This is a genomic window from Paenibacillus vortex V453 (genome assembly GCF_000193415.1).
Classification (GTDB): domain Bacteria; phylum Bacillota; class Bacilli; order Paenibacillales; family Paenibacillaceae; genus Paenibacillus_AQ; species Paenibacillus_AQ glucanolyticus.
This window is the reverse complement of the sequence record NZ_ADHJ01000039.1, coordinates 1-24,604: the sequence shown is the minus strand read 5'-3', so window position 1 is coordinate 24,604 and position 24,604 is coordinate 1. Positions and strand designations below refer to the sequence as shown.

Annotated in this window: 22 protein-coding genes and 2 pseudogenes; 17 read left to right on the top strand and 7 right to left on the bottom strand. The window is 48.0% G+C overall.

The features are described 5' to 3' along the window. Positions 1 to 27: 27 nt before the first annotated feature. Positions 28 to 1,587, bottom strand: a complete 1,560-nt coding sequence (locus PVOR_RS21475) for an acetamidase/formamidase family protein (RefSeq protein WP_085980673.1) — start codon at positions 1,585 to 1,587, stop codon at positions 28 to 30. Between the two features lie 224 nt (positions 1,588 to 1,811). After that, the gene (locus PVOR_RS21470) at positions 1,812 to 3,296 is read right to left on the bottom strand and encodes an endonuclease/exonuclease/phosphatase family protein (RefSeq protein ID WP_006211581.1); all 1,485 of its coding nucleotides are present in this window, start codon (positions 3,294 to 3,296) and stop codon (positions 1,812 to 1,814) included. Positions 3,297 to 3,509: 213 nt separating this feature from the next. Between PVOR_RS21470 and PVOR_RS21465 the strand changes: the two genes are divergently transcribed. The 10 genes and pseudogenes from PVOR_RS21465 (at position 3,510) to PVOR_RS29350 (ending at position 8,648) form a co-directional block, all read left to right on the top strand. Further along, on the top strand, positions 3,510 to 3,872 hold the full coding sequence (locus tag PVOR_RS21465) for a hypothetical protein (protein ID WP_006211580.1): 363 nt from the start codon (positions 3,510 to 3,512) through the stop codon (positions 3,870 to 3,872). A 170-nt stretch (positions 3,873 to 4,042) separates the two neighbouring features. Next, positions 4,043 to 5,305 (top strand): LamG-like jellyroll fold domain-containing protein, encoded by a 1,263-nt coding sequence (locus PVOR_RS21460; RefSeq protein ID WP_006211579.1) that lies wholly within the window; start codon positions 4,043 to 4,045, stop codon positions 5,303 to 5,305. Between the two features lie 52 nt (positions 5,306 to 5,357). After that, a pseudogene (locus PVOR_RS21455) lies at positions 5,358 to 5,630 on the top strand (NUDIX hydrolase); the annotation flags it as partial. 127 nt (positions 5,631 to 5,757) lie between these two features. After that, the gene (locus tag PVOR_RS21450; RefSeq protein WP_006211576.1) at positions 5,758 to 6,306 is read left to right on the top strand and encodes a YfiT family bacillithiol transferase; all 549 of its coding nucleotides are present in this window, start codon (positions 5,758 to 5,760) and stop codon (positions 6,304 to 6,306) included. 348 nt (positions 6,307 to 6,654) lie between these two features. Then, on the top strand, positions 6,655 to 6,984 hold the full coding sequence (locus PVOR_RS21440; protein ID WP_160164024.1) for a hypothetical protein: 330 nt from the start codon (positions 6,655 to 6,657) through the stop codon (positions 6,982 to 6,984). A gap of 51 nt (positions 6,985 to 7,035) precedes the next feature. Further along, positions 7,036 to 7,167, top strand: a complete 132-nt coding sequence (locus tag PVOR_RS32645; RefSeq protein ID WP_268741807.1) for a hypothetical protein — start codon at positions 7,036 to 7,038, stop codon at positions 7,165 to 7,167. Positions 7,168 to 7,212: 45 nt separating this feature from the next. After that, on the top strand, positions 7,213 to 7,878 hold the full coding sequence (locus tag PVOR_RS21435; protein ID WP_006211574.1) for an alpha/beta fold hydrolase: 666 nt from the start codon (positions 7,213 to 7,215) through the stop codon (positions 7,876 to 7,878). Further along, positions 7,865 to 8,119, top strand: a complete 255-nt coding sequence (locus PVOR_RS32175) for an alpha/beta fold hydrolase (RefSeq protein ID WP_234973049.1) — start codon at positions 7,865 to 7,867, stop codon at positions 8,117 to 8,119. Before PVOR_RS21435 ends, PVOR_RS32175 begins: the two co-directional genes overlap by 14 nt. Before the next feature lie 63 nt (positions 8,120 to 8,182). Beyond that, a complete protein-coding gene (locus PVOR_RS30755) occupies positions 8,183 to 8,359 on the top strand; it encodes a hypothetical protein (RefSeq protein ID WP_006211572.1) in 177 nt (58 codons plus the stop codon). Further along, the gene (locus tag PVOR_RS29350) at positions 8,352 to 8,648 is read left to right on the top strand and encodes a hypothetical protein (protein WP_006211571.1); all 297 of its coding nucleotides are present in this window, start codon (positions 8,352 to 8,354) and stop codon (positions 8,646 to 8,648) included. Before PVOR_RS30755 ends, PVOR_RS29350 begins: the two co-directional genes overlap by 8 nt. Before the next feature lie 83 nt (positions 8,649 to 8,731). Here PVOR_RS29350 and PVOR_RS21425 read toward each other — a convergent pair whose 3' ends face one another. From PVOR_RS21425 to PVOR_RS21410, 4 genes are read right to left on the bottom strand one after another with little or no spacing between them, the layout of a single operon-like run. Further along, positions 8,732 to 9,547, bottom strand: a complete 816-nt coding sequence (locus tag PVOR_RS21425) for an ABC transporter ATP-binding protein (protein ID WP_006211570.1) — start codon at positions 9,545 to 9,547, stop codon at positions 8,732 to 8,734. Then, complete coding sequence (locus tag PVOR_RS21420) at positions 9,547 to 10,578, bottom strand: FecCD family ABC transporter permease (RefSeq protein ID WP_006211569.1); 1,032 nt, start codon at positions 10,576 to 10,578, stop codon at positions 9,547 to 9,549. The genes PVOR_RS21425 and PVOR_RS21420 overlap by 1 nt, the downstream gene beginning before the upstream one ends. Next, on the bottom strand, positions 10,575 to 11,615 hold the full coding sequence (locus tag PVOR_RS21415; RefSeq protein ID WP_006211568.1) for a FecCD family ABC transporter permease: 1,041 nt from the start codon (positions 11,613 to 11,615) through the stop codon (positions 10,575 to 10,577). Before PVOR_RS21415 ends, PVOR_RS21420 begins: the two co-directional genes overlap by 4 nt. Beyond that, positions 11,608 to 12,705 (bottom strand): iron-siderophore ABC transporter substrate-binding protein, encoded by a 1,098-nt coding sequence (locus PVOR_RS21410; protein ID WP_006211566.1) that lies wholly within the window; start codon positions 12,703 to 12,705, stop codon positions 11,608 to 11,610. Before PVOR_RS21410 ends, PVOR_RS21415 begins: the two co-directional genes overlap by 8 nt. Positions 12,706 to 13,352: 647 nt before the next feature. On the opposite strand from PVOR_RS21410, the gene PVOR_RS21405 reads away from it, so the two are divergent. The 5 genes and pseudogenes from PVOR_RS21405 (at position 13,353) to PVOR_RS32160 (ending at position 20,510) form a co-directional block, all read left to right on the top strand. Then, on the top strand, positions 13,353 to 15,392 hold the full coding sequence (locus PVOR_RS21405) for an alpha-galactosidase (protein ID WP_419144524.1): 2,040 nt from the start codon (positions 13,353 to 13,355) through the stop codon (positions 15,390 to 15,392). 22 nt (positions 15,393 to 15,414) lie between these two features. Further along, positions 15,415 to 18,027, top strand: coding sequence for a carbohydrate-binding protein (locus PVOR_RS21400; RefSeq protein WP_006211563.1), 2,613 nt, complete (start codon positions 15,415 to 15,417; stop codon positions 18,025 to 18,027). Between the two features lie 141 nt (positions 18,028 to 18,168). After that, positions 18,169 to 19,245 (top strand): glycoside hydrolase family 95 protein, encoded by a 1,077-nt coding sequence (locus PVOR_RS32170; RefSeq protein ID WP_234973048.1) that lies wholly within the window; start codon positions 18,169 to 18,171, stop codon positions 19,243 to 19,245. Beyond that, a pseudogene (locus PVOR_RS32165) lies at positions 19,220 to 19,879 on the top strand (glycosyl hydrolase family 95 catalytic domain-containing protein); the annotation flags it as partial. The gene PVOR_RS32170 and the pseudogene PVOR_RS32165, both read left to right, overlap by 26 nt. A gap of 46 nt (positions 19,880 to 19,925) precedes the next feature. After that, positions 19,926 to 20,510, top strand: coding sequence for a glycosyl hydrolase family 95 catalytic domain-containing protein (locus tag PVOR_RS32160; RefSeq protein ID WP_419144523.1), 585 nt, complete (start codon positions 19,926 to 19,928; stop codon positions 20,508 to 20,510). A gap of 378 nt (positions 20,511 to 20,888) precedes the next feature. Here PVOR_RS32160 and PVOR_RS21390 read toward each other — a convergent pair whose 3' ends face one another. Further along, positions 20,889 to 21,125 (bottom strand): helix-turn-helix domain-containing protein, encoded by a 237-nt coding sequence (locus PVOR_RS21390; RefSeq protein ID WP_006211562.1) that lies wholly within the window; start codon positions 21,123 to 21,125, stop codon positions 20,889 to 20,891. 274 nt (positions 21,126 to 21,399) lie between these two features. Here PVOR_RS21390 and PVOR_RS21385 point away from each other — a divergent pair, with 274 nt between their 5' ends. Together PVOR_RS21385 and PVOR_RS21380 are read left to right on the top strand one after the other, a co-directional pair. Beyond that, the gene (locus PVOR_RS21385) at positions 21,400 to 21,807 is read left to right on the top strand and encodes a hypothetical protein (protein WP_006211561.1); all 408 of its coding nucleotides are present in this window, start codon (positions 21,400 to 21,402) and stop codon (positions 21,805 to 21,807) included. Between the two features lie 402 nt (positions 21,808 to 22,209). Then, positions 22,210 to 24,594 (top strand): hypothetical protein, encoded by a 2,385-nt coding sequence (locus PVOR_RS21380; protein ID WP_006211560.1) that lies wholly within the window; start codon positions 22,210 to 22,212, stop codon positions 24,592 to 24,594. Positions 24,595 to 24,604 lie beyond the last annotated feature (10 nt).

The following is a 24,604-nucleotide window of genomic DNA, read 5'->3' as shown; positions in this document are numbered from 1 at the left end:
GAAATATTCAACTAAGAAAAAATGAAATCAATCCAGCGCAGGGGTTACGCTGGCCTTCAGCTCATTCCCGCTGGTGGTCCAGTTCACATGGGCTCCAAATAGAACGGGAATACTCCGGATCGGAATCAGGGTGACGCCGTCCTTCATCATTGCGGCATCGCTGTTGTAGACCGCCTTGCCATCCATTTCAAAGATAGCCTGCCCGATCGGGATCGTCACAGTCTTGCCGTCGGCTGAAGCAAGGGCGGCATATTTCTTAGGGTCCCACTTCACTTCATATCCCAAACCCTCAGCCACCGAGCGAAGGGGAACGTAGAACTCGTCATTAATGATGGAGGAAGGCAGGGTGGAGCCATGGATGGCGATGGAGAGCTTGAGATTGTTGATGAAATGCCTCTTATGGATGAGGGCATGTATTCCCTTCGTTTTGTCCACAACCTGGGAGACTTCGTAGTCCGTGGCGGCACTCATGTAAGCATAGGCTGTTGCGCGATCCATTCCAAGCTTCTCATTCAGGAAACCAAGCGCTTCGCGTACCGCTTCCTTCATGGCCTCATCCAGATCTGCGTCAAGACCGACGGGAATCCAGTAATCCTCAGTTTCGGCAAAAGGCTGCTTGAGCTCGGCTCGCGGAAGGGAGGGGTCTCCCGGCTTCAGCACAGTCAATCGGAAGGTACCGCGAAGGGAGGCCTCCATCGCAGTCAATGCGACTTCGCCGTCTCCTTGTGCAAAGTGAGGGTCTCCGGTATAGAAGAGTCCGCCTTTAACCTGGATCGGCAGATACAGGGTCGAGCCGACACCGAGCTCGTTGATATCGATATTCCCTCCCGTTTCGATCGGCGGGACACTGCTTACTTTTTCGCTGGTATCTGGCGCCACGCCCATAAGGCCCATGAAAGGTTTAAGGGGAAAGCGCACCTGGCCGCCCTTTTCAATGGGAAGCACGCCATAGAGCTTGCCGTTGATTTCTTCTACCGGTGTAAATTTGGATATATTTTGATATAACTCGGGATTCGCCGCGTTTGCTCCTTCCTTGCGCCCCTCATTCTCTGGATATTCACCGGGAAGTGCGCCCTTGTAATGCCGATTGGAAATGACGCCATAGGGAACTCGGGGAGTAAGAGACAGCACTTCAACCTTCAATACGTCACCAGGCTCAGCCCCCTGAATGTCGATGGGCCCCGTTACCACATGCGGACCATCTGCGTCAAAATCATGCGGAAGATCAGATGCGGCAATCGCTTTAGCATCATTAAGCACCTGATCCGGCTGGATACCGAATGAAGCAAAATACTTCTCCGGATCCCGTCCTTGGTCTTCGAGAATTCCCTCATGGGATAATGTATCAAAAGTGATGGTGCTGCCGGAGGAGACAGTCAGGATGGATTTGCTGTCCCGATTCGGCAGAAACCCCCAGCTGATGTTCTCCAGGGAACTGGGAACATAATAATCCGCTTTGATCTGATCTTTGCTAACGGATTGCAGGATAGGAAACGACGTATTCCCTGCGGCATGTGCGGGTACAGCTGTCAACAAAGAGAGGCTGCATAAAGCAACAGTTAGTGATCTACGCGTTGTTGTTCTCATTAATGGCATATTATCTCCCCTAACTCGTATGTATAATATCAATCTAGCAGCATTATACATCGGAATTATGAGAATTAACAATATTTATGTAATATATTATAACATAAATAGGATGAATTAATTACATAGAACTAAATGGTATAAGTTGAATTACCTAAGAAAACCTTCCATACCCTTGTGATACGGAAGGTTCATGGAAGGTTTGAGTGGTCTTCATAATCATTTTAAGGCTGACCAGGCGAAGGGGCTCGGTGAGTCTCCTTTTTCTGCATGATGCTGGTAAGCGGCAGAGGCTCCAGGTAGGTGATCGATTCGTTGACGCCGGCATCCAGCTGCCCGTTATTGAATTGCACTCCGACGAGATGCGTACCCGAAGGGGATGAAATACCTAACGAGCGTCCACTGGTGGAGGTGCCGTTCAATCCCTGATTGTTGCCCGGCGTGAAGACGGCAAGCAGCTGAGAAGGCGAGAGGTCGTTCTCATTCGCGTTATAGTTGGCAAGGAACTGCTCCCTGCTCAGGTCATAACAGCAAGGCTGCTTCTTGATCCAGATGACCTTGGTTTCGTTGGGACGAATGATGGTGTCCGTGCTGTATCGGTCCTTTGCAATCGTCCAGCGGTTGGACTTCGATTTGTCGAATGGAAGAGCAGGGTCGTAATAATAGTAGATTTGGTACCCTTCCAGATCGATCTCCCGGTCATGGGGATTGTAAATCTCCACATAATTGTAATTGCCTTGATCGCTGGAGTTAGCCACGACTTCCGTGATGTGCAGGGCGGTGGTCAAAGGGAGCTTGGGTACTGTTTCCTCCGTGGTTTTGTTGGTCTTCTGCAGCGTGCCCGTGATCATGATCGGATAATGGTCGCTTGGGTATTGCCCCTCCTCATTGTAATTAATAATCTCGCTGTGCAGGACATTCCATCCCGTGCTATGCAGAATCCAGTCAATCCGGTTACCGCTGCCGCCACCCGTAGGGTCCTTGTAATTATGGAAGGTCCCCAGGTCATCGTTAGTATGCTTCTTGGCGGTGATGTGTCCATCCGACAGCCCATTGCTTGTAAAAATAGAATACGTATCGCTTCCCGGAACGGTATTGAAATCGCCCGTCATAACCACGGGGATATCTGGTGCAAAGCCCTTCATTTTATCGATAATGAGCGCTGCGCTCTTCTGCCGGGAAACCTCGGATTGATGATCCAGATGCGTGTTTACCATATAAAAGGTTTTGCCGTTCCTCAGGTCCTGGAAGCGGACCCAGGTTACCATGCGCGGGATCTGATTTCCCCAGCTTGCAGAGCTGATGATCTGCGGGGTGTCCGACAGCCAAAAGTGCGACTGCTCCAAAGGCTTAAGCCGATCCATTTTATAAAAAACAGCCATATATTCTCCGAACTCCCCGCCTTCGCGGCCAACTCCGATTCGGCCATATCCCGGGAGGTCGTTCTCCAAATCAACGATTTGGCGGTGAAGGCCTTCCTGAGTTCCGATGACATCCGGTTGATTCTCTAATATCAAGTTCCTCATGACCGGTCGCCGGTTCTCCCATGGCTGATGATCATTCGCAGCATAGCGCAGGTTAAAACTCATGATCCGCAGCGGACCTGATGAAGTTTCAGCAGTGCCTGCCGGCTCACTGGCAGCGGAGAGAGACGTTGTTGTCAGAAATGTAAGCATCATGAACAGGCTGGTGATTTTGGGAATTCTCATAAGGGTTCCTCCTTTGTCATGTGCGAGACTTGTAAATCTTCTAAAAATTAGATGTATCCTGCTGTCCTCCCTTCCTGATTTGCCCTATATCATAACCTATTTCTGGCAGGCAGCGTATTTACAATATTTTAGGTTTTTGCTTTGGTTTTGGATGTTCGTGGAGGAAATGGGTGAGAGTATACGGAATATATGGAGGAATCGAGGTGATAAGATTTGAAGTCATTGAATTACAGCGCATTGATCAGTTCTTTGATTATCGGAATATCCATCGTTGCCGCCAGTTTCATCCTTCAGGGTGCTGAGGATTCAAAGTATGTGCCTGCCGTTACAGAAGGAGCTGATTCTGTGCAAACCGATCCTCCGTTAATGACTCTTGAACAAACAGCGGAGTTCTTGAACCTTACCGAGTATCAGGTGAAGAGCATCATTTCATCCGACAATGCGCTAAGAGAGCAGGGAGCATCAGAAGGTATGCCTTTTCCTTATATAGTAGTACAAAACGAAATGTACGTTAGCAAGCTGGGACTTATCTCATGGCTTGATGAGGCAACGCGGAACAGACGAAGATTTGAATAGAATCTTGCAAGTGCCTAAGGTCAATAAACTAAAGTTAAGCCGAGAGTAATAATCGACTCAACCGGAGGTTGAATATCAGGAACCGGCGTTCTACTGCTGCGTTATACTTTTTGGTTAAAGATTGGTTTATATTAGATGCATCTCATGGAGAACGAGGTGATCTTGGATTTATGAATCAGGCAAACAACGTGATGGGCAACAATATTGTCAGGCTGCGAAAACAGCTTGGTATGACACAGGAGCAATTGGCTAATGGGCTGGGTGTCAGTTATCAAGCGGTAAGTAAATGGGAGAATGGGCAAACTTGCCCGGACATCATCCATATACCACTGCTGGCAGATGTATTTGGAACCACGATTGACGAGATATTTGGCAGATCCGTACATCCTATCGATTTACGAAGCGGCCTTGTTCTGGAATATTTGTTCGACGGTGATGTGCGGGATACCAGCGGGGAGGGGCGTCATGGACGGCTGGAGGGCGGGGAGTATGGTACCGACCGCTTCGGCAGGAAGGGTGGAGCTTTAACGCTGAACGGCAGAAGTGACTATGTTCAAATGGATAAATCGCCAATGCTATCGAAGGATGCTTTCTCTATATCAGTATGGTGTTATTATGACGCACATCAGGTGCTGCGGGGGTGGCATAGCGCGATTGTCTCTCAGGACGGTCACCATCAGAACCGGGCGTTACAGCTCAGCACGAAGGATGAATACATTACGTTCCATGGTTTCCTGCGGGAGCCGGACCTGATGATGAATGCCAGGATTGTGAAGGAACACTGGTATCATGTGGTTCTGATCTATGAGGACTCCCGTTACCGAATGTATGTGAATGGCCAACACACAGCCGAACGATCAGGCAGCTTCACACCTTATCCTGACGAACCCATGTATGTGGGCAGAAAATCTACCGATGAACCTTACTTCTTTTTTCAGGGGCGCTTGGACGATCTGCGGATCTATAATCGTGCCATCGGGGAGCGTGAGGTTGAAGCCCTCTATGTTGAGAATGGTTATAAACCTGTTCCTTTACATCATAATGAAACGTCGACCGACCCAATTCCTGTGCTGGATCGTCTGGATGACATCCGTATGATCTTCACGAAGGATACCATCGGGCTGGCGGCGGATTGGTACACTCGGTATTTAGGCTTCAAGATATTAATGCAGGATGAGGGCTTCTATATGTTGACGCTCTACAACAGTCCCAATCTGTTATTAGAGAGCGTGGACGAAACAAGAGAATTGGAATTAACGACGGCGGCTTCATTTATATTCAGAACCAATCGGGATATCGAAGAGCTGCATTCCTATTTGTCCACGGCCGGAGCGAGAATGGAACAGATTCGGGACGAGGGTTTTGCGTGGTTTTTGGATTTTAGGGACCCCTTTGGACGCGAATGGATGATTATGAGGGAGAAGGGCGGATAATGCCAAAGGCGGGTTTTCTTTATTTTTTGAACATGTGTAAAGGGTTGGGACTATGACGAAGAAGGGTATCGTACTTGTGGTAAGCATTGCTCTTTTTCAAGAAGATCAGGTGTTGATCATCCAGGAGAACAAACCCGTGGTACAGGATAAATGGGGCTTTCCGGGAGGGCGGATCGAGCCAGGGGAAGATATTGTTGAGACAGCTATAAGAGAAGCGAGGGAAGAGACAGGTTATGATGTCAAATTGACAAGTACGACAGGCGTGTATCATTTTCTCAGCAGTTTGAATCATTATGTGGTTATGTTTCATTTTACAGGAGAAGTGGCGTGCGTCACTCGCTTGCCCTGTTTAACCCGCCTTTGATTCTAACTTCCGGGTAAGTGCATATTCATATGTCTTAACTTGTTGCGTTGGTCAATGTTGTTCAGAAACGTTGGGAGGATGTATAAAAGTGGATGCCATCCGTTATCCGATTGGTTCGTTTACACCTCACGAAGAACCCACTAAGGAAGAAAGGCAGCAGTTCATTGGGCAGATTCCTGCTATCGTACCGACCCTTCGGCAAATCATTATGAACCTGACTCCGTCCGAACTGGATGCCTCTTATCGGGAGGGCGGGTGGAGCATTCGGCAGATTATTCACCATTTGGCGGATAATGATATGAACGCTTATTTGCGTTTTAAACGCGCACTGACCGAGGATGAACCCATGGCGAGTTCATACCGGGAGGATTTATGGGCGGAGCTGAGTGATTACAGCGAGGTTCCCATTGAGAACTCGCTTACGCTGCTGGAAACACTTCATTTCCGTTTTTTAATTTTGCTCAAGGAATTAAAGCCTGAGGATTTCCAAAGAACCATGAGAACCCAAGTGCTTGGTAGCATTACCCTTGATATCGCGCTGCAGCGATTCGTATGGCATAACCGCCATCACATCGCCCAGATTACATCTATATCGAAGCGTGAAATGCGTAGTTTGTTAGAGGAGCGACGGCCATGACTGGAGGTCGGAATATGCATATGGTGGAATCGTGTTTGATCTGGATAATAAAGTCCGTAAGAATTGGGGTTAATACATAGCTTGGAGGTGCACAACGTATCGCAGATCATAGAAAGTACGTCTGGAATTCGCATGCCGCCGTTCTAGGGTTGGTCGTAGGAATATATGTTGTGATTTACGCCGCAGTTGTTATCCGGTTAATCTATCATTATCATATTGCGTTATCTTTTGTATCGGTATCGTGGGTGTCCTTACCCGTACTGCTGCTGTTGTTCATTCTGTATCGGATATCCAGAACAACATGGAGCATGTTACTGAAGCAGCATTATGCGTCTACCATCATAATCGGTGTACTGCTCCTATTTTTTTCTAATCTACGCCTTAAGTTACAACCTGTCGTTGCAGCGTTTTGATTACAATCGATGGGTGGGTTATCCTGAGCAGCGTGCGCTGATGGTGAACGATTTTCTACAGGAGCATAACCTCGTGGGCTTAACCCCGGCGGAAGTGATGGATCTCCTCGGTGCCAGCGATAGTGCCAATCGGGCTGACGATGATGATGATACAGTGGTGTATGATCTTGGCGCATTGCGTAGGATGGATTACAAGAGTGAGAAGCTCTTCATCTATTTGAATGAACGTGGTTATGTAAAGAGTTACGAGATCGTAACGAGGTAGGGGAAAGCGGGGTGTCTATGACAATAAAAGCGATAGGGAGCACGGAGCGGCTTGCAAGCCATATGGTGTTCAAGAGATAGGGAAGCATGGGATGACACTCTTGAAGCCAAGCCATATAAGACGATACATAAGCTGGAGGAATTGATCAGCATCTACACCCATCACCATGAACAACAAGAATAGCGATAAATCGTTAGTTAAGTTCAATTTCATGGAGGTGGACAGGGATTGCGACCGCGTTATAAAACCGAGAATGGACAACGGCTCATCTATGAATCCTATGATCGATTATTGGCAGGCTTGTCGGTTCCCCTAGAACAACAGAACATTCCTACGACATACGGCATCACTCACATTATAACGGCAGGCTCATCGGAGAATCCTCCCCTGCTGCTCTTGCATGGGACGGGAGATAACGCAGCCATGATGTGGGTCTATAACATGGAAGAGCTGTCCCAAGCCTTCTATGTCATTGCAATTGACAACATCGGCGGTTCAGGGAAAAGCGAACCGAATGACAATTACAGTCAGCCATTTGATCAGGCGAAATGGTTGGACGAAATCCTTGAGGCATTGCGGATCAACTCCGTATATATTGCAGGAGTATCCTATGGAGCTTATCTCGCTTATCATTATGCCCTTATGCGACCGGATCGTGTTGAAAAAATCGTATGCATGGCCGGGCAGCATTGCCGGGAGCCAGCTAGAGGTTATGAGCAAAATGATGAAAGCTTTTCTACCGGAGGCCTTATTTCCTTCAGAACGAAATGCGCGGAAATTGCTGCGAAAGCTGTGCGGACCGCAGATCGCTCCATTCGAGGAACATCCCGAGCTTATGCAGCACTGGATCTATCTGCTCAAGTTCTTCAACAATGCATCCATGAGGCATCATAAGATTACGATTTTTCCTGCGGAAGACTTTCGTGTGATCCGGCATAAGGCCCTATTTCTCATTGGCGACCAAGACATGCTGAGCAACTATCCCAAGGCCATCCACCGATTGATTGATTATGGCATGATTTATCGGATCGTGAAGGATGCGGGACATGCCATCAATCACGAGCAGCCGGAGATTATTCATCGAGCAATCCAACAATTCTGTCTGGGTAACAACGATACACAAAACACCATGTAGGAGAGAGAAGAGGGACAATAATTTAACAGGACTAACACTATTCTGACAGGAGTTGAGCACGTTATGGCGATTGATGATATATACAACAAACAGGCTGAGGCCTATAAGATCATGGTCAGCAGACAGCTTGCCGCTTGCTTCATCGAGCGTGGACCTGGTGGTGTCGGGCTGGAGCATCAGTTATCTGGCTCATTCAAACCAAGGGAACTGCCGTCAGAATCTGGAGTAGGTGATGGCTGAGCTGCAGCGTGTCTTGAGGCCGGGCGGGACGATAATCATTCTGGAGACGATGGGAACCGGCACAGATACGCCGAACCCTCCTGACTTCCTAGTGGATTATTATGCACAATTAGAGCGTACATATGGATTTAACCATCGTTGGATCCGGATGGACTATGTGTTTGATACGGTGGAAGAGGCGCAGCAGTGCACAGGGTTCTTTTTCGGAGAGGAGTTATCAGATAAAATTCAGGCAAACCAATGGTCAACCGTGCCGGAGTGTGCGGGGGTATGGTGGAAGCATGTTTAACGTTTGGAGGACATGAGCTTGCATTCTTTAACTTCATCGCGAGAATTGGAAGCAGCCCCCGAGGGGGGGGGCTTGTTCCTTATTTAAGAAGGATGTGGATCACTCACATGATATCGTCCTTTGGGTACTACCAGAGGCGATCCCGAGACGGGGTCCGAGATCACCGTGCAATTAAGCCCGAAAATGTCTTTGACCAGCGTGCTAGTAATAACCTCGGTTGGCGTACCTTCAGCGACAAGCTTTCCTGTATCCAGCGCAAAAATATGGTCTGCATAACGCGCGGACAAGTTGATATCATGAAGCACCATGACAATTGTTGTTCCGTGTTTTCGGTTTAGATCGGTGAGCAGGTCCAGAATCTCGACTTGATACGTGATATCCAAAAAGGTTGTTGGTTCATCGAGAAACAAGATATCGGTTTGCTGCGCCAGAGCCATGGCAATCCAGACGCGCTGTCGTTGACCGCCTGAAAGCTCGTCAATATTATGGTTGGCAAACTCGGTTATATTCATAATGGTCATCGCTTCGGCAACAGCCTCGTGATCCTTCTTGGTCCATCCGCTCAGCAGCGATTGGTGCGGAAACCTTCCTCGTCCAACCAAATCCGCTACAGAGATCCCTTCCGGAACAATGGGGGACTGCGGCAGCAATCCTACCACTCGGGCCAATTGTTTGGCCGGGATTTTGCTGATGGGCTTGCCGTCCAGAGTAACGCTCCCCGATATGGGCTTGATAAGCCTGGCCAATGTTTTAAGCAGCGTAGACTTCCCGCAGCCATTGGATCCAATAATAACGCTTATTTTGTTGCTCGGGATAAGCAGATCTACACCGTGAATAACCGCTTTATTATCATAGCCCGCTACGATTTGCTCGCCTTGAAAAACATGTGTCGGTTTCATTATAATTCCCCCTTTCGATTCATTCGGATTAACAGGAAGATCAGATAAGGCGCTCCGAGTAATCCGGTAATGATGCCTACGGGGAATCTGTACTCAAAAGCAAACTGTCCGATTAGATCTGCCGCCAGGACTAGATTAACGCCAACAAGGCCTGCTGGAAGGGCGTTCGAGGAGCCGGCGCCAACGAGTCTTTTGGCGATTGGTCCCGCCAGGAAGGAGACAAAGGCGATCGGACCGGTCGTAGCAGTAGCAATGGCAACCATGCAGACGGAACTCACAATAAGCGCAATTCGGGTCTTGTCCGTGTCCACGCCGAGAGAGGAAGCCGTTTGTTCTCCAAGCTCCAATATGCTTAGATGTTTGCTCAGCATTATGACGATTGGCGAACAGATGATCACCGTAATAACCAGAGGCGGCAGCTCTTGCAATTGAGAGCCGTTGAGGCTGCCTGTAAGCCATCGGAGCGCTGAGGGAACATCTTTCTCGGAACTAACCAATAGAAGGTAAGAGATGACAGCGTCAAGCATAGCCTGAATGCCGATTCCGATCAGGATTAACCGTCCGATGGAGAATACCTTGCCTCTGGAGAGTACATAAATGAATAAAACTGTGGCCAGGCCCGCAATGACCGCAGCCAGGGAAACGACAGCTCCGTTTGCATGAAGGATTACGATGCAAAAAACAGCTGCAGCGCTTGAGCCTGACGTAATCCCGATGACATTGGGGTTCGCCAGGGGATTTCGCAGCATGGTCTGGAACGTGAACCCGGCAACGCCGAAGGCAAACCCGGCAAAAAGACCCGCCAGCATTCTCGGTAGACGTATGGTACTCACGGCAAAAGAAACGCCTTTGATTTGTTCTCCCGAAAGCGCTCGGATTACATCTTGAATCGGATAGATGGTGTTCCCGAGTAATAACATGGCACAGCACAGCAAACATGCAAGCACAGCAAGGAGACTGGTAACAAGTATCCAGCGGCGGCGTCTTTGACGTCGGCCCTTCATAATAAATTCCATAGAATGATTTGTCATAATGAACGCACTTTCGATCGCATCGCTAGTATGATTAAGATGGGAGCTCCTATAAACGCTGTAACTACACCCACTTCAAGTTCTCCCGGGTTGCCGATGAGCCGGCCGCCGACGTCGGATACCGTTAGAATGATCGCTCCGGCGATGGCTGACATCGGTATAACAAAACGTAAATCAGGTCCAAGAATAAGGCTTACGACGTGAGTGGATAACAAGCCGATAAAACCGATAGGTCCAGCCAGAGCGGTAGCGGCTCCGCACAACAGAACGCCAGCAAGCGCTGCAATAAAACGCAGGGTTCCTGTTCGTACGCCGAGTCCTGTCGCAACATCGTCTCCCAGTGCCAGCGCGTTTAATGCCGGGGCGGTCATAAATGCGATAATTACACCCACAATCAGAAACGGGATGAAGGTGCCAATCGCACTCCAGGTTGCCGAGCCAACGCTTCCCACTTGCCAGAACCTGAACTGGTCCATGACGTAAGAGCGTGGAATCATGATGGCTGTAACCAGGGAAGATAGAGCAGCGCTTACGGCGGCACCGGCCAGCACAAGCTTAATGGGCGTGGCTCCGCCACGCCCCATCGAGCCGATTCCGAATACAAACACTGCAGTAATCGCAGCCCCGGCTAAAGCCAGCCATATATATTGACTCGCGCTGGTGATGTTCAAGAACGCGATGCCGCACACCACAAACAGGGATGCGCCTGTATTTACGCCCAATATACTGGGGTCGGCAAGTGGGTTGCGGGTGACTGCCTGCATAAGGGCTCCGGAAACGCCCAGAGCCGCCCCGCAAAACAAACTGAAAACGGTTCGGGAAACCCGTTTGCGGACAATGTTTGCCCCGAAGGAATCCACGTCCGGGCGAAATAAGCCGTCAATCAGCTCATGAAATCTCACGGGCCGAGAGCCAAACGCCAGTGAAGCTACCACGCTTGCACCCAGCAGGATAACACACATGACCAGAACCCATGTAAAATGCTTCGGGGTATTTGAGCGCAGCGTATTGTTATTCGGAATCGATGAACTATTCATTTATCTTGTCAATAGCTCCGCCAATTAATTTCAGGTAATCATCGATGGTATAAGAGATCGACAGCGGATTTGGCGTTCCGGCAGCTACCAATGGTGTGTCGCTCTCAATAAATGCAACAGAACCTCTCTTGATTGCAGGGATTTTACCAAGCAGCGGATCGGCCTGAATGGCTTTCAACAGCTCGTCATTGCCATATCCAACGATTAGATCTGCATCATTTAGGGCCTCAGCATTCTCTCCGCTTAAATTCAAGGAGTAGCTGTTAGGGTCCGTGATCTGTTTCGTAATGCTCTCAGGATAAACCATCCCGAGCTCATGCAGGAAAGATACGCGAGAATCCACGGGTGTGTATATATGTAGTTTAGACATATCTTCAGCGGAGAAGTTAACCCATACGACTTTTTTGTCTTTAATCTGAGGATAGGCGCTTAGTTTTTCTTTAATCATGTCCTCGGTGTCCTTAATGAGCTGTTCGCCTTCGGCTTCCATACCCATGCCCATTGCGTTATAAGTGACTTGCTCACGCCATGTGGTTGCCCAAGGAGCGGTTGGATAAGCTACAACCGGAGCGATTTTGCTAAGAAGATCGTATTCTTCCTGGGTTATGCCGGAGTAAGCGGCAAGAATAACATCGGGGTTGGAGTCTGAAATAGCTTCAAAATCAAGGCCGTCCGTATCCTGGAATACATTCGGGTCCTTGACGCCGAGCTCTTCAAGCTTCTTCGCTGTCCAAGGCAGAAGTCCGCTGTCATCCTGAACGCCGAAGTTCGCCGCCGAGAAACCTACAGGAACCACGCCAAGAGCGAGAACAACGTCGTGATTGGCCCATTGAACGGTAGTGATGCGTTCAGGCTTGCTCTCAATAACCGTTTCTCCAAGAGCATGTTTGATGGTAAGTGGATATTGAGTCTCTGTATCTGAGGAAGCGGGTGTTTCCGTACTTGGTGTTTCGGTGCTTGCTGAATTCGTAGCGGCTGAATCAGTTGCAGGCGTTGAGCTGGATTCCGGGCTGGAACAACCCACTAATGCTACTGTAAGCACGAGCAGAAGTATTAGTGTTTGTAGTAAAAATTTACGGTTTGCCATCATTGAAATAACCCTTCCTTATTATGATCTGAGTTTGTAAATCGTCTATCTTGGAAAATATGTATTCGCTTTCTGCTCCGGAGATCAAAATCGTAACTTTCGGGCCCTTGACAGTCATGATAATGATTATCATTTTCATCTTAATATATAGTCTCTTTTAGAGGTTGTCAATGAAAAAATTTGTCGTTTTATCACAAATCATAGGGGTTGTGATGGGATAAAAGATGGTTATGACGTTAGTGTTTTCACCATGATATCCTGTACATATGAAGTGAATATCATTTAGCGCATCTGCGCACGTTCCTTAGATGGAGTGTGCGCTTTTTTGCATTTGGAGGAGGAACTTCAATGATGGCTAACCAAACCACAGGTTGGCTGGCTTGGGTGGACTTAAATACCCCCGAGTATTGGCACGACCAGAACGTTCTATGGATTCCTTAGCGTAAAGGGCCATATTGCATTTCAACAACGGCATCGTTCAAGAAACGTTACATCCCGATATGGATCGGAAGATCGTTGTATAGTAAGCGCTTTACCCACGCTTCTATAATGGTAGCAAGCTGCGAAAGGCGTGTTCACCAAACGGCTTCAATGCAGCACAGATGCAAGTGTAAAAAGGAGGCAATCTACAAGTGATAACGAATCGCGATATGGCCGTGAAGGTGGGGGTGAATGCCGATACTCACGTTCGGGTAACAAACGGCTTGATGGCCCTTGAAGTGGATCTGGTAAAAGGCGAGTACGCTTATGCAGGCAGCAAGGGATTTACACTGCAAGCCGTGCGCAGCGGCTTCCGGTGGCATGGCCGGGAATACCATACGGGGAATTATGACCGCCACGTTATGGCAGGTCAGCCCGAGAAGATTGAGGATGCATTCGGAACAGGCGTGCACGCCGTAATTCAGCATGAATCCGACCTGCTTCCTGGACTGGAGCAGCATTTTTATGTTTACGAGGGAGCTTCGTTCTTCATCTCTCGGGTCGTCGTTGTGGGGCAGGAGGAAATCAAGGTCAACCGCATCGCGGTTGTGAGCACCCAAGCGGTATCGAGCGGGAATGAGACGGTTCCGGATGAGGCGCTGCATGTGCTTCGCGTTCCTTATGATAATGACAAATGGGTGCGTTATCTGACAGAGACGGCTCCGCTGGAAACCGAGAGTTATGAAGTGACGGCCTTGTTCCAGCCGGATAGCCGGAGCGGGCTGATTCTCGGCTCGATCAGTCATGATGTGTGGAAGACCGGGATTCGCGTGAAGGGAGAGACGCCGAAAAGACTGGATGAACTCGAAGTGTACGCAGGCGCAGCGGACATCATGACCCGCGATTCGCAGCCCCATGGTCATGTGAGAGGAACGCGCATCGAATCTCCGCTGGTTTTTGTAGGGGATTATGACGATTACCGGGCAGGGCTCGAAGCGTATGGGGAAGCAAACACAAAGGTTGCGCCAGCGCTGACATGGGAAGGCGGCGTCCCGATGGGCTGGAACAGCTGGTCAGCGGCGATGAGCACGCTGGATTACGAGCTGTATACGGCAACCAGCGATTTTCTGAAGCGGGAGGTTCAGCCGCAGGGTTTTCACAATGAGAACAGGCTGTACATTAATTTCGATGCCTTCTGGGATCGGCTTACACCGGCCGAGATGGAGGATGCCTTGCGAAGGGTCCGCGAGAATGGGCATCGGCCCGGTACATACTGGACGCCGTTTGCATTTTGGGGAAGTCCGGCTGGGTTCGGCAGCCCCGTTGAGGGCACCGATGGGAAGTATACCTATGGCGATATCCTGCTTCGTGATCAGGATGGCGAGATTTTGCCGGATATTGCAGGCGGACTTGCGATTGATCCTACGCATCCCGGGAACCTGGCGCGAATCGATTGGTTCATGGATAAATTCATCTCCGAGGGATTTGAGTATATCAAGCTCGACTTCATGGCGCACGGGGCTTTGGAAGGCAAGCATTATAACCCGGATATTACGACGGGGATCGCTGCATACAATTACGGTCTATCATATCTGACGGATAAGCTCTCTCCTAAGCGTATCGGCAGACCGTTCTTCATCAACCTGTCGATCGCGCCGCTGTTCCCTTATTCCTATGCGCATAGCCGCAGAATCTCCTGCGATGTGTTCGGGACGATCCAGGACTCGGAATATTTGCTGAACTCGCTGACGCACGGGTGGTGGATGAACGATACGCTGTACCGTTTTAACGATCCGGATCATGCCGTGATCTATAAAAGCTTCAATCAGGACTCGACGACCCGCCATGAAGGGCGAAGCCGCCTGACCGCGTCCGTGATCTCGGGAACGGTGCTGCTGCTGGGCGACGATTTCCGTCATGAGGAAGCCGCATGGCGCGCCAAGAACTGGCTGGGGAATGAGGGGATCATCGAGATTGCCAGACTGGGCAGAACCTTTGTCCCTGTCGAGGGGAATCTGGGCAAACATGCTGCGGATACGTTTGTGCTGACACATCCAAGCGAAGCGGGAACGGCTTATATTGCGGTATTCAACTTCGATGCGGCCCAGTCCGCGCAGAAGACCGTCTCCTTGGCGCGCTGCGGGCTGGATGCTCACGCTTCGTACAAAGTGCTGGACGTGTGGGAGGATACGGTCGCTGAGGCCAATGAAACACTCATGGTTGAGCTGGCGCCAGCCGAGTCGAAAATCCTGAAGCTAAGTCCCAATTAAGAAGATGAGGAGGAGAGGTTCAGTGAATATCCAAACGTACAGATTCTTCCGAAGGTCATTCATGCTGTTCTTATCGATTCTGCTTGCGGGTGCTGCGCTTGGAGGCTCACTGGCTGCGGCGGAGCAGCAGGAGACGGCGAGTACGATGGCGGGAAGCGTCCTATCCTACGAGGCGGAGTCCACTCTGAACACATTGACCGGGAATGCGGGCGTTGTCGATTGCGGCTTTTGTTCAGGCGGGCAAAAGGTCGGCAATCTGTATGGCGGCTCCTCGCTGAAATTTAATCAAATTCAGGTCGATAAGGCCGGTGTCTACGATATGAATATGTTCTACATCTCCGGGGATTCCCGCGCGGCTTCGATCTCGGTGAACGGGGCGGAGAAGGAGAACTTCAGTTTTCCGAAAACAGCGGATTGGAACACGATGGGCACCTATAAGATTCAGATTGCCTTGCATCAGGGCAGCAACACGATTCTGTTCGATGACGCAGGCGGTTACTCTCCGGATCTCGACAAGATTGAGCTGAGCTATCATTCTGCGGGCGATGACGGATCAGGCAGCGATGGGAATATTGGCGATCTGGGCCGGCAAAAACAAGTCACTCCCTACGGCTCCATCACCCTGACCGAATATGCCAAGGGCTTCAAGGTATCCAATCCGACGTATGAGCTGCTGTACAACACCTCAACCGGGTTGTCGCAGTTCAATTGGAACGGCCAAGCGGTCGCCAAGGGGTTATACAGCGAGATTGAACTCGACCAGATGGTGGCGAGCACCGATTACAAACATCACAAGTTTAACAAAAATCAAATCATCCCGTTTCAGGATGCAACCGGCGAGGGCATCAAGGTGACGGTCGTGAATGAGCATGGCGGATTGCCATCGCTTAGTCAAATCTATTACATCTATAATGACGGACCGTATTTACTTACGGAAACGGTAGCCTCACACAAAACGGAGCTATCTACGGCGAATATAGCACCCATTGCGATGGAAGCGAGGGGCGGCATCGATATCGGCAGCTATGACGATAACCGGGTTCTGGTCGTCCCGTTCGATAATGATGCGTGGTCCAGATATCAGGCGAAGACGATGAATACGGGTCTCAACAACGGTCTGTACATCAGCTCGGAGCTTACGGCCATCTATGACAATACGAGCCGGAACGGCCTGGTCATCGGTTCGGTAACGCATCACACGTGGAAGACCGGCATCTATTGGAGCGGCACGAATGATAAATTGAATACATTGCGTGTATATGGCGGATTTACGTCATCCACCTCCACGTGGGACACGATCCCGCATGGAAAAGTAACGGGCAAGCAAGTTGCTTCGCCTAAGATCATGGTCGGTTTTTTCGAGGATTATCGGACCGGTCTTGAGGAGTTTGGTCATGTGAATGTAGCCATCGAGCCTCCGTTAGCCTTTGGCGAGGGTATTCCTCAAGGCGTTCCGGTCGGCTGGAACAGTTGGGGAGCGTATGACAGTGGTCTGAGTTACGACAAGGCGGTTTCCGTCTCGAATTATTTCAGGGATCATATTCAGGATGAGTCTTTTAACAATGAAGGTCATATCTATATCAATCTCGATTCCTACTGGGATAATATGACCGATCAGCAGCTGAGCGATCTGGTTCAGGTGATTCACGGCAATGGACAGAAGGCGGGCATCTATTATTCGCCATTTGTGTATTGGGGCAACAACATGGAGCAGGTAGTGGAAGGGACGAATGGTCAGTACAAGTACGGTGACATTGTGCTTCGTAATCCGGAAGGCAATGTGCTGCCAACGCTGGACGGTGCATACGCCGTCGATCCGACGCATCCCGGCGTGAAGCAGCGGATCTATTATTATATGAATAATTTTAAGAGCAAGGGCTTCGAATATATCAAAATCGATTTTCTAAGCCACGGGGCAATGGAAGGCAAGCATTATGATCCGAAGGTTCAAACCGGCATACAAGCTTATAACCAAGGGATGGCTTACCTGAATGAGGTGCTGGACGGCTCGATGTTCATCAGTGCTTCCATCGCGCCGCTCTTTCCCAGCCAATATGCGCACAGCCGCCGCATCTCCTGCGATATCGACGGCAGCATCGGCAGTACGGAATACCAATTGAACAATCTGACGTACGGCTGGTGGCAGAACGGAACGATCTATCATTATACCGATCCGGACTACATGCACTTGACCAAGGGCGGATCGATAGAGGGAGCACGTTCGCGCGTGAATGCGGCTGCCATCTCCGGCACGGTCTTCCTGAATTCGGATGATGTAACCGATGCAACGGCCCGGCAGTACATGGAAACGCTGCTGACGAATCCGGAAGTGAATAAGCTTGCGATGAAGGGCAAGGCGTTCCGGCCGGTAGAAGGCAACACGGGCACGCAGGCCGCGAACGTATTCGTGCTGGACGATCAGGGAACACACTATGTAGCCGTGTTTAACTATACGCAAGTCTCGGCACAGCGCACCGTGGATCTCGTCCGGGCAGGTATTACGTCCGGAGGGTCGGCGTCCTATACGGTGACGGACCTGTGGAGCGGTGAATCCCGGACGGTGTCTGGCACTTCGCTGGATGTGGTGCTGCAAGCGGCTGAATCCAAGCTTTTGAAAATTGTCCCTAATCCATAACAAGTTGTCATCGATTCATTATGTACATCTACAAGTTCATCGCGGTTCTCGGCTCCATCCGGGGATCGCGATTTCTTGCTTTTGCTGTAAGGATAGTGCTTGTCTCCATACTGGAAAATCAAATGAAGAGGAGAAAACAACATGTCAGATTTGAAACTATGGTACACGAAACCGGCTCAGAGCTGGAAACAAGGACTGCCGATCGGCAACGGCCGAATGGGGAATGTGGTTCTGTCCGCCCCGCATCGGGAAGTCTGGAATATTACCGAAACCACCTACTGGTCCGGCCAGCCCGAGCTGGTCCAGGGCCGCAGCAACAGCCAAGCGGATTTGGAGCGGATGCGGCAGCATTTTTTCCAGGGTGATTATCGCGGAGGTGATCGACTGGCCAAGGAGTATCTGCAGCCGGAGAAGCTGAATTTTGGCACGAATCTGGGACTATGCCAGGTTATTCTGGATTTTGAGCAGAACACGAAGCCAGAGCCAGCCTTGGATTCTAGTGGAGAGGCGGAACCGCTGTTCCACCGGGAGCTGGATCTGGATGAGGCGGTTGTGCGTTCGGCTTGCGAGGTGGAAGGGATGGAGATGGCGCGGGAGGTATTTGCTACCCATGCGGATCAGGTGATGGTATCCCGGATACGGAGCCATGGTTCGTTAGGCGTGACATGCAGCATCTCGATTCAGGGGGATAACGGTCCTTTTCAAACCACGGTTACAGGGAAGGACACGATTGAATTTCAGGGAAAAGCATGGGAAAACATTCACAGCAACGGAGCGTGCGGCGTGTCCTGCCAAGGCTTGCTGCGAGTAGTGGCAGAGGGAGGGCAGTTGAGCGGTTCCGCTGGTACCCTTACAGTCGCGGGCGCGGATGAGGTGTCGATTTATTTTGCGGTGAATACGGATTACCGTCAGGAGGGTGAGAGCTGGCGAGCGAAAAGCGCGTTGCAGCTGGAGCAGGCCATGCGGAAGGGATATGAGGCGCTGCGGACAGATCACCTAGCGGATTATCAGCCGCTGTATGCACGTGTAAGTATGGATCTGGGAAGCTCGGTGCACTCCGGTCTGCCAACGGACGAGCGGATAGCCAGATTCAAGGGGGGCATGCTGGATGACCCGGCGTTGTTTGCACTTTTTTTTCTAATATGGGCGGTTTTTGACAATCAGCGGTTCCCGCGAAGATTCTGTCCTGCCGATGCATCTGCAAGGGATATGGAATGACGGCGAGGCCAACAAGATGGCCTGGAGCTGCGATTATCACCTGGACATGAACACCCAAATGAACTATTTTCCGACGGAGGCCGTGAACTTAAGTGAGAGCCATCGGCCGCTCATGCAGTATATTCGGAAGTTATCCGAGGCTGGTCGCTCGGCAGCCCGACATTATTACGATGCCGACGGCTGGGTGGCGCATGTATTCTCCAACGCGTGGGGATTCGCGTCACCGGGGTGGGAGACGTCCTGGGGCCTGAACGTGACGGGCGGGCTGTGGATCGCCACGCATATGATGGAGCATTATACTTACAGCCGCGACGAGATGTTCTTGGAGGAGCTGGCTTATCCCGTTCTGAAGGAGGCAGCGGCCTTTTTCATGGATTACATGACCTTACATCCGAAGTATGGCTGGCTGGTGACCGGACCGTCGAATTCGCCGGAGAACAGTTTCTATACGGACAATCGGGAGGAAGGGCATCAGCAGCTGTCCATGGGTCCGACCATGGATCAGGTCCTGGTCCGGGATTTGCTGGAGTTCTGCCTGAAAGCCGCGCAGACACTGGGCAGGGACGAGGAGCTTCAGCAGAAGTGGCAGGCTGCGCTGACTCAGCTTCCGCCGCTGATGATCGGCAAGCAGGGGCAGCTGCAGGAATGGCTGGAGGACTACGAGGAGGCGCAGCCGGAGCATCGCCATCTGGCGCTATCTATTTGCCCTTTACCCCGGCAGCCAGATCACACCGCACCATACCCCGGAACTAGCCGCGGCCGCCCGAGTGACCTTGGAGAACCGGAACAGCCGGGCCGACCTAGAGGATATCGAGTTTACCGCCGCCCTGTTCGGTCTCTTCTACGCCCGACTGCATGACGGGAACCAAGCCGTCCAGCACATCGCCCACCTCATCGGGGAGCTGTCCTTCGACAACATGCTCACCTACTCCAAACCTGGCGTGGCCGGAGCCGAGGCCAACATCTTTGTCATCGACGGCAACTTTGGCGGCACCGCCGCCATCGCGGAAATGCTGCTGCAGAGCCACGAAGGCGAGATTCATCTCCTGCCTGCACTGCCGGCCATATGGCCTACGGGGAGTGTGAAGGGGCTGAAGGCGAAAGGAAATATTGAGGTGGATCTGAGATGGGAAGATGGGAAGTTGGTTGAGGCGAGGGTGAGGGGGAATGAGAGTGGAAGGGTGCGGGTGTTTTATGGGGGGAGGGAGATGGAGGTAGTGATAGATACAGGAGTGGTGGCTATAGTTCAGCCACAGAACTGGTAATAAGATGTTTAGGTAGCATGAGGTGGGTCATTCAGTTTTTTAGGGAGATGTAAAGCGCTGGATGAAAGATGGAGCCAAAGACATAATTCGAGTTTGTTGAATACGGTAATTACACAAAAAATGAGTGTTTGTTTGGGAAAATGAATTCGCTAGGTTTCAAAATGTTATTCGGGTACTTCTTAAATATAAGCTGAAAAATTGAGCAATAAATCGTGGATATTGACATGTGAATTTACGGATTTAAGGCATTCTTTTCTATGTATGATTATCGATATTTTATTTGTTTGAAGGTAGAGCGGTCGACTTTGCCTACAAATTCATTGCTACCTGAAACAAGCTGATATCCCTTTATACGAGGAAATCAGCTTGTTTTTTAATTTAATTTTGATAACTTTCCATCTCATCTTCAACTAGTCCTACCAACTCAGCAGCCTTCATATCCAGCGCAGCGGCAATGGCAAGTAATGAATTTAATGTGGGTTGGTGAATACCTCGTTCAAGCATGGATATGTATGTTCGATCAAGATTACTGCGGAATGCCAGTTCTTCTTGGCTTACCTTCTGCTCCTTGCGAATGTTCTTTAATACTTGTCCAAAAATTGCTTCTGAGTTCAAGGCAATACCTCTTTTTGTACTCATTATCATTGTGTTTGTAATTGCACTTCCACGGAGTATACTCTACAAAAAGATGTAAATCTCTATTTTTTTATGATATGATCGTAGCAAAATATACCAATTGAAGAGGAGAACGAATGAAATGAAGAATTGTCAGAATTGTGGTGAGTAAAAACAACAGCTCGATTTCTTGTTTGCGGGAAAATGATGTAAGAGGCTTAAGTGTGTTGATAGGATCGACTCAATAAAAATCCTTTTTATGGGGGTTGAAGCTATGGCAAATAGGAATAGGGTTACAGGCATAATCAGCCAGGGGAGTAATCAGGTTAGACTGGAAGGTGAACAAACAATGCCAGAACAGCCTCAAAGTGAAAATGAGCAGATAAGTATTGATGATCACGTAGAAGTTCAGGTTTATGAAGAGACAGGGCAAGAACAAAATCAACAAGAAGAGAGGCTACTTGCCATTGAAGATATTATAAAGCCAGGAAAATTCGGAGTAACGAACAGCCAAATAGTTTCGGCCATTAAGCAAGTGATTGCGGATGGCTCAATCGAAAAGCTGAGGATGCTTCGTTCCATGTACCTGTATTCTTTTGAGAATTCCCTAAGGTATCTGAAAAAGTCGGAGCGAGAGTTCATTCAAAATAACCTGAAATTGAACAGGCCGGAGCGTGGATAGGTCATGCGCTCCGACTTGTTTTTATTTTGTGGGATTTCAGCTTGTCTTGCGTAGAATGATGTGCTTTGGGGAGAGGTAGATCTATTTCTTTAATGGGGTAAGATTCCAAAAAAATTATATTTGTCATATTCGATGATTTGTCATCAAAAGTGCTCGAATTTAACAAGTTTGGAGTAGAGAAGAATCTGGCGTTGAAGAAGCTGGTGGGCTCGGGAAGGGAATCGGGTGGAATTGACGGTTGTTATAGAAGATATTGATTGATTAAATCAAAATGCTCGACTAGAAAAAGTCGGGATTTTTTGTCGATGCTTCATGTTTTATGCAGAATTATAGAAGGTAAATCTAGTATAATGTGGAATACATCTTATAGTTTCGCATTTAGTCAAAAGGGATGTGGGGGATATGCAAGTTCTAAATAAGCAATATATGAAAGAAAGTTCTTTAGATAGTGGATTTTGGAGAGAAATTGGTGTTAAGCACGATGCAATACATGAACTTGAGTCAATTTTGGTGCATTCAAGATTAAAAAGTATATTAGCACAAATGAAAATGCCAGCACTGAATGAACTTAGAAAACTTTATCAATTAGGTGAATTTGAAGATGATGAGAGTCTGAGGGAAGCGCTGTTCAAACTAGATTTAGAAGAAAGAAAGCTGTTATTAAAGCTACATGACTTTTCAAATCGAAAGAAAAAAAGTCTGGATAAATATTATGAAAGTGTGAAGTTGGAAGATGAAAGATATGATAAATCATCTTTAGCTAAACTTCTTCATCTTTTTCATTTGTCCCCTGTACATCTAATTGAATTATTTACTTGGTATTTATGGGATAACAAGGCTTCCGGAAAATTATTCGTGTTTGATAAGGAAAATATCCCATACAGCGAAGCTAAAAAGATTGCAGAAGAGTATACTTATAACATTAAATTAAGGGACATTCTGTACAAAGCATCAGGTTCAAAAAATCAGTATCGAGTATATTCCTATTCAATAATTTTAAAGAAAGTTTTAGTTCTTCTATATAGACAAATAAGTGATGCCCCAAGAGCTGACTTCGTTTCGGCACCGAGGAATAGAGAGGTTTCTCCCACTCTTTTCCTGATTGATATTGATAAAAAAACAGTTGAAATAAAATCTTTGATTACTGAAGAGGGAGCAATTAAAAATTACTTACAATCAACACTAGGTAGTAACCTTGGAGAAATACAATCAAAGGTGTTCGTTGACTATAACAAAGAGGTATTTGTAAATTCTATTTTAAAAGGATCTTCAGTTACAGCTTCTGGTGATATTGTTACAGATTTTACGGTATTTAAAATAAAGTTTAGAGGGACTCCTCTAAAAAACTCACCACAAGTAACATTAGAATTAGACTCTCTTGATATTTGGCCTTCTGTAGAAGAGGCTCATACTAATGGAACGATTAATTTAGAAAGCATTAAGGACCTGGAGAGCATACAATTTAAATCTTCATTAGGTAATAGGTTAATTAGATCGACAGTTTTAGATAACGGAAATGTGATTTTTACAATGGACGATAGTAATTTGGATAGTGTTAATAAAAAACGAATTGAGGAGAAGTTTCTGGATAAATTCGGGGTTCCTCTTTATCGAGAAATATCAAATGAACTGTTTGATGAGGGTAAGGCAGATAAAGTTGATTATCTAATGACAATAAGCACAGTTGAGAAACCAAGTGAATTTATCAATTCAATCCTTACTCAATTGATAAAACAGTCTATTCTTATGGAACTGCAAAATAGTTTCTATTATTGCCCCCATTGTCGAATTGAATATGTTTATGAGGAACCAGAAGAGGTTCCTCATACTTGTAAAGACTGTGATGGTGATAGAATATCGAAACGCTCATCTAAAGTCATTACCGTTAACTTGGATGCAGTATATGGCTTAATAAAAAAAAGATGCAATGAGAAATTAACTCGATGGGAGTTAGTAAGGGAAAACGTTTTGAAAGTTGGAAGTGTTGAACTAAAATGCTTGCATCTTTCACATCAACAAATAGAAATGGGTTTGCAAATTGTAATAACAGATAAATCTCTTCAAAAAAGTGCTTTAAAACAATTAAACCGATTAATGAAACCCACAATCTTAGTTCTAGTAGGTCAATCCGAAAGACTTATTAATTACTCTAATTATAGTTGCGTTGAGCCAGTGAATTTTGGTAAGATATACATAGAAGGGGAACAAACGTTCTCTAAACTTATGGAAGAATGGTCAAATAAATTACAAACAAGAACTAAAACTTTCTTGTCTGCAGCAGCAAACGAAGCTTATAACTCGATTGGGGAAATGACGGAATATGATCTTAAAAATAAAGTGTACACTGATAAGTTTTTTGAGGATGATGTGTTCGCTTTATTGAAAGATATCTTTTCAAACGCTGAAAAATGGGGCAAGGAACTTTCTGGAAAAGAAGTTCCGGAAGGAATCTTCGCTCTAGCTTTTAAACAGGACGGGAAGATTCGTCAACGAGTGTTTTCTTATGACTGTAAGCTGAATACCAATGGAAAAGGATATGATCTTAATAAAAGTGAGCAAAGAAAAGCAGTTGAATATGTAAACACTTTGAATTCAAATGACTATATACAGACATTTAGTGATAAGAATCAACTAAGTGGACATATTTTCATAAGCAATCAATTTAGAAGTAATAATTTTAAAACAATGACTGCTCACTTTTATGAACATTTAAATGAAAGTTTCGATTCTAAAGCTATATTTCTTGATGTTAGTGTTCTATGCTATTTACATGAGCATTTTGCATAATTCGAAAATT

Excerpts from the sequence above, each read along its gene's own strand:
- PVOR_RS29350 (WP_006211571.1), top strand. The coding sequence starts at position 8,352 with ATGGCTGAGCTGCAGCGTGTCTTGAGGCCGGGCGGGACGATAATCATT.
- PVOR_RS21460 (WP_006211579.1), top strand. The coding sequence starts at position 4,043 with ATGAATCAGGCAAACAACGTGATGGGCAACAATATTGTCAGGCTGCGA.
- PVOR_RS21425 (WP_006211570.1), bottom strand. The coding sequence starts at position 9,547 with ATGAAACCGACACATGTTTTTCAAGGCGAGCAAATCGTAGCGGGCTAT.
- PVOR_RS21420 (WP_006211569.1), bottom strand. The coding sequence starts at position 10,578 with ATGACAAATCATTCTATGGAATTTATTATGAAGGGCCGACGTCAAAGA.
- PVOR_RS21470 (WP_006211581.1), bottom strand. The coding sequence starts at position 3,296 with ATGAGAATTCCCAAAATCACCAGCCTGTTCATGATGCTTACATTTCTG.
- PVOR_RS30755 (WP_006211572.1), top strand. The coding sequence starts at position 8,183 with ATGGCGATTGATGATATATACAACAAACAGGCTGAGGCCTATAAGATC.
- PVOR_RS32175 (WP_234973049.1), top strand. The coding sequence starts at position 7,865 with ATGAGGCATCATAAGATTACGATTTTTCCTGCGGAAGACTTTCGTGTG.
- PVOR_RS21405 (WP_419144524.1), top strand. The coding sequence starts at position 13,353 with ATGGCCGTGAAGGTGGGGGTGAATGCCGATACTCACGTTCGGGTAACA.
- PVOR_RS32170 (WP_234973048.1), top strand. The coding sequence starts at position 18,169 with ATGTCAGATTTGAAACTATGGTACACGAAACCGGCTCAGAGCTGGAAA.
- PVOR_RS21410 (WP_006211566.1), bottom strand. The coding sequence starts at position 12,705 with ATGATGGCAAACCGTAAATTTTTACTACAAACACTAATACTTCTGCTC.
- PVOR_RS21385 (WP_006211561.1), top strand. The coding sequence starts at position 21,400 with ATGGCAAATAGGAATAGGGTTACAGGCATAATCAGCCAGGGGAGTAAT.
- PVOR_RS21415 (WP_006211568.1), bottom strand. The coding sequence starts at position 11,615 with ATGAATAGTTCATCGATTCCGAATAACAATACGCTGCGCTCAAATACC.
- PVOR_RS21380 (WP_006211560.1), top strand. The coding sequence starts at position 22,210 with ATGCAAGTTCTAAATAAGCAATATATGAAAGAAAGTTCTTTAGATAGT.
- PVOR_RS21475 (WP_085980673.1), bottom strand. The coding sequence starts at position 1,587 with ATGAGAACAACAACGCGTAGATCACTAACTGTTGCTTTATGCAGCCTC.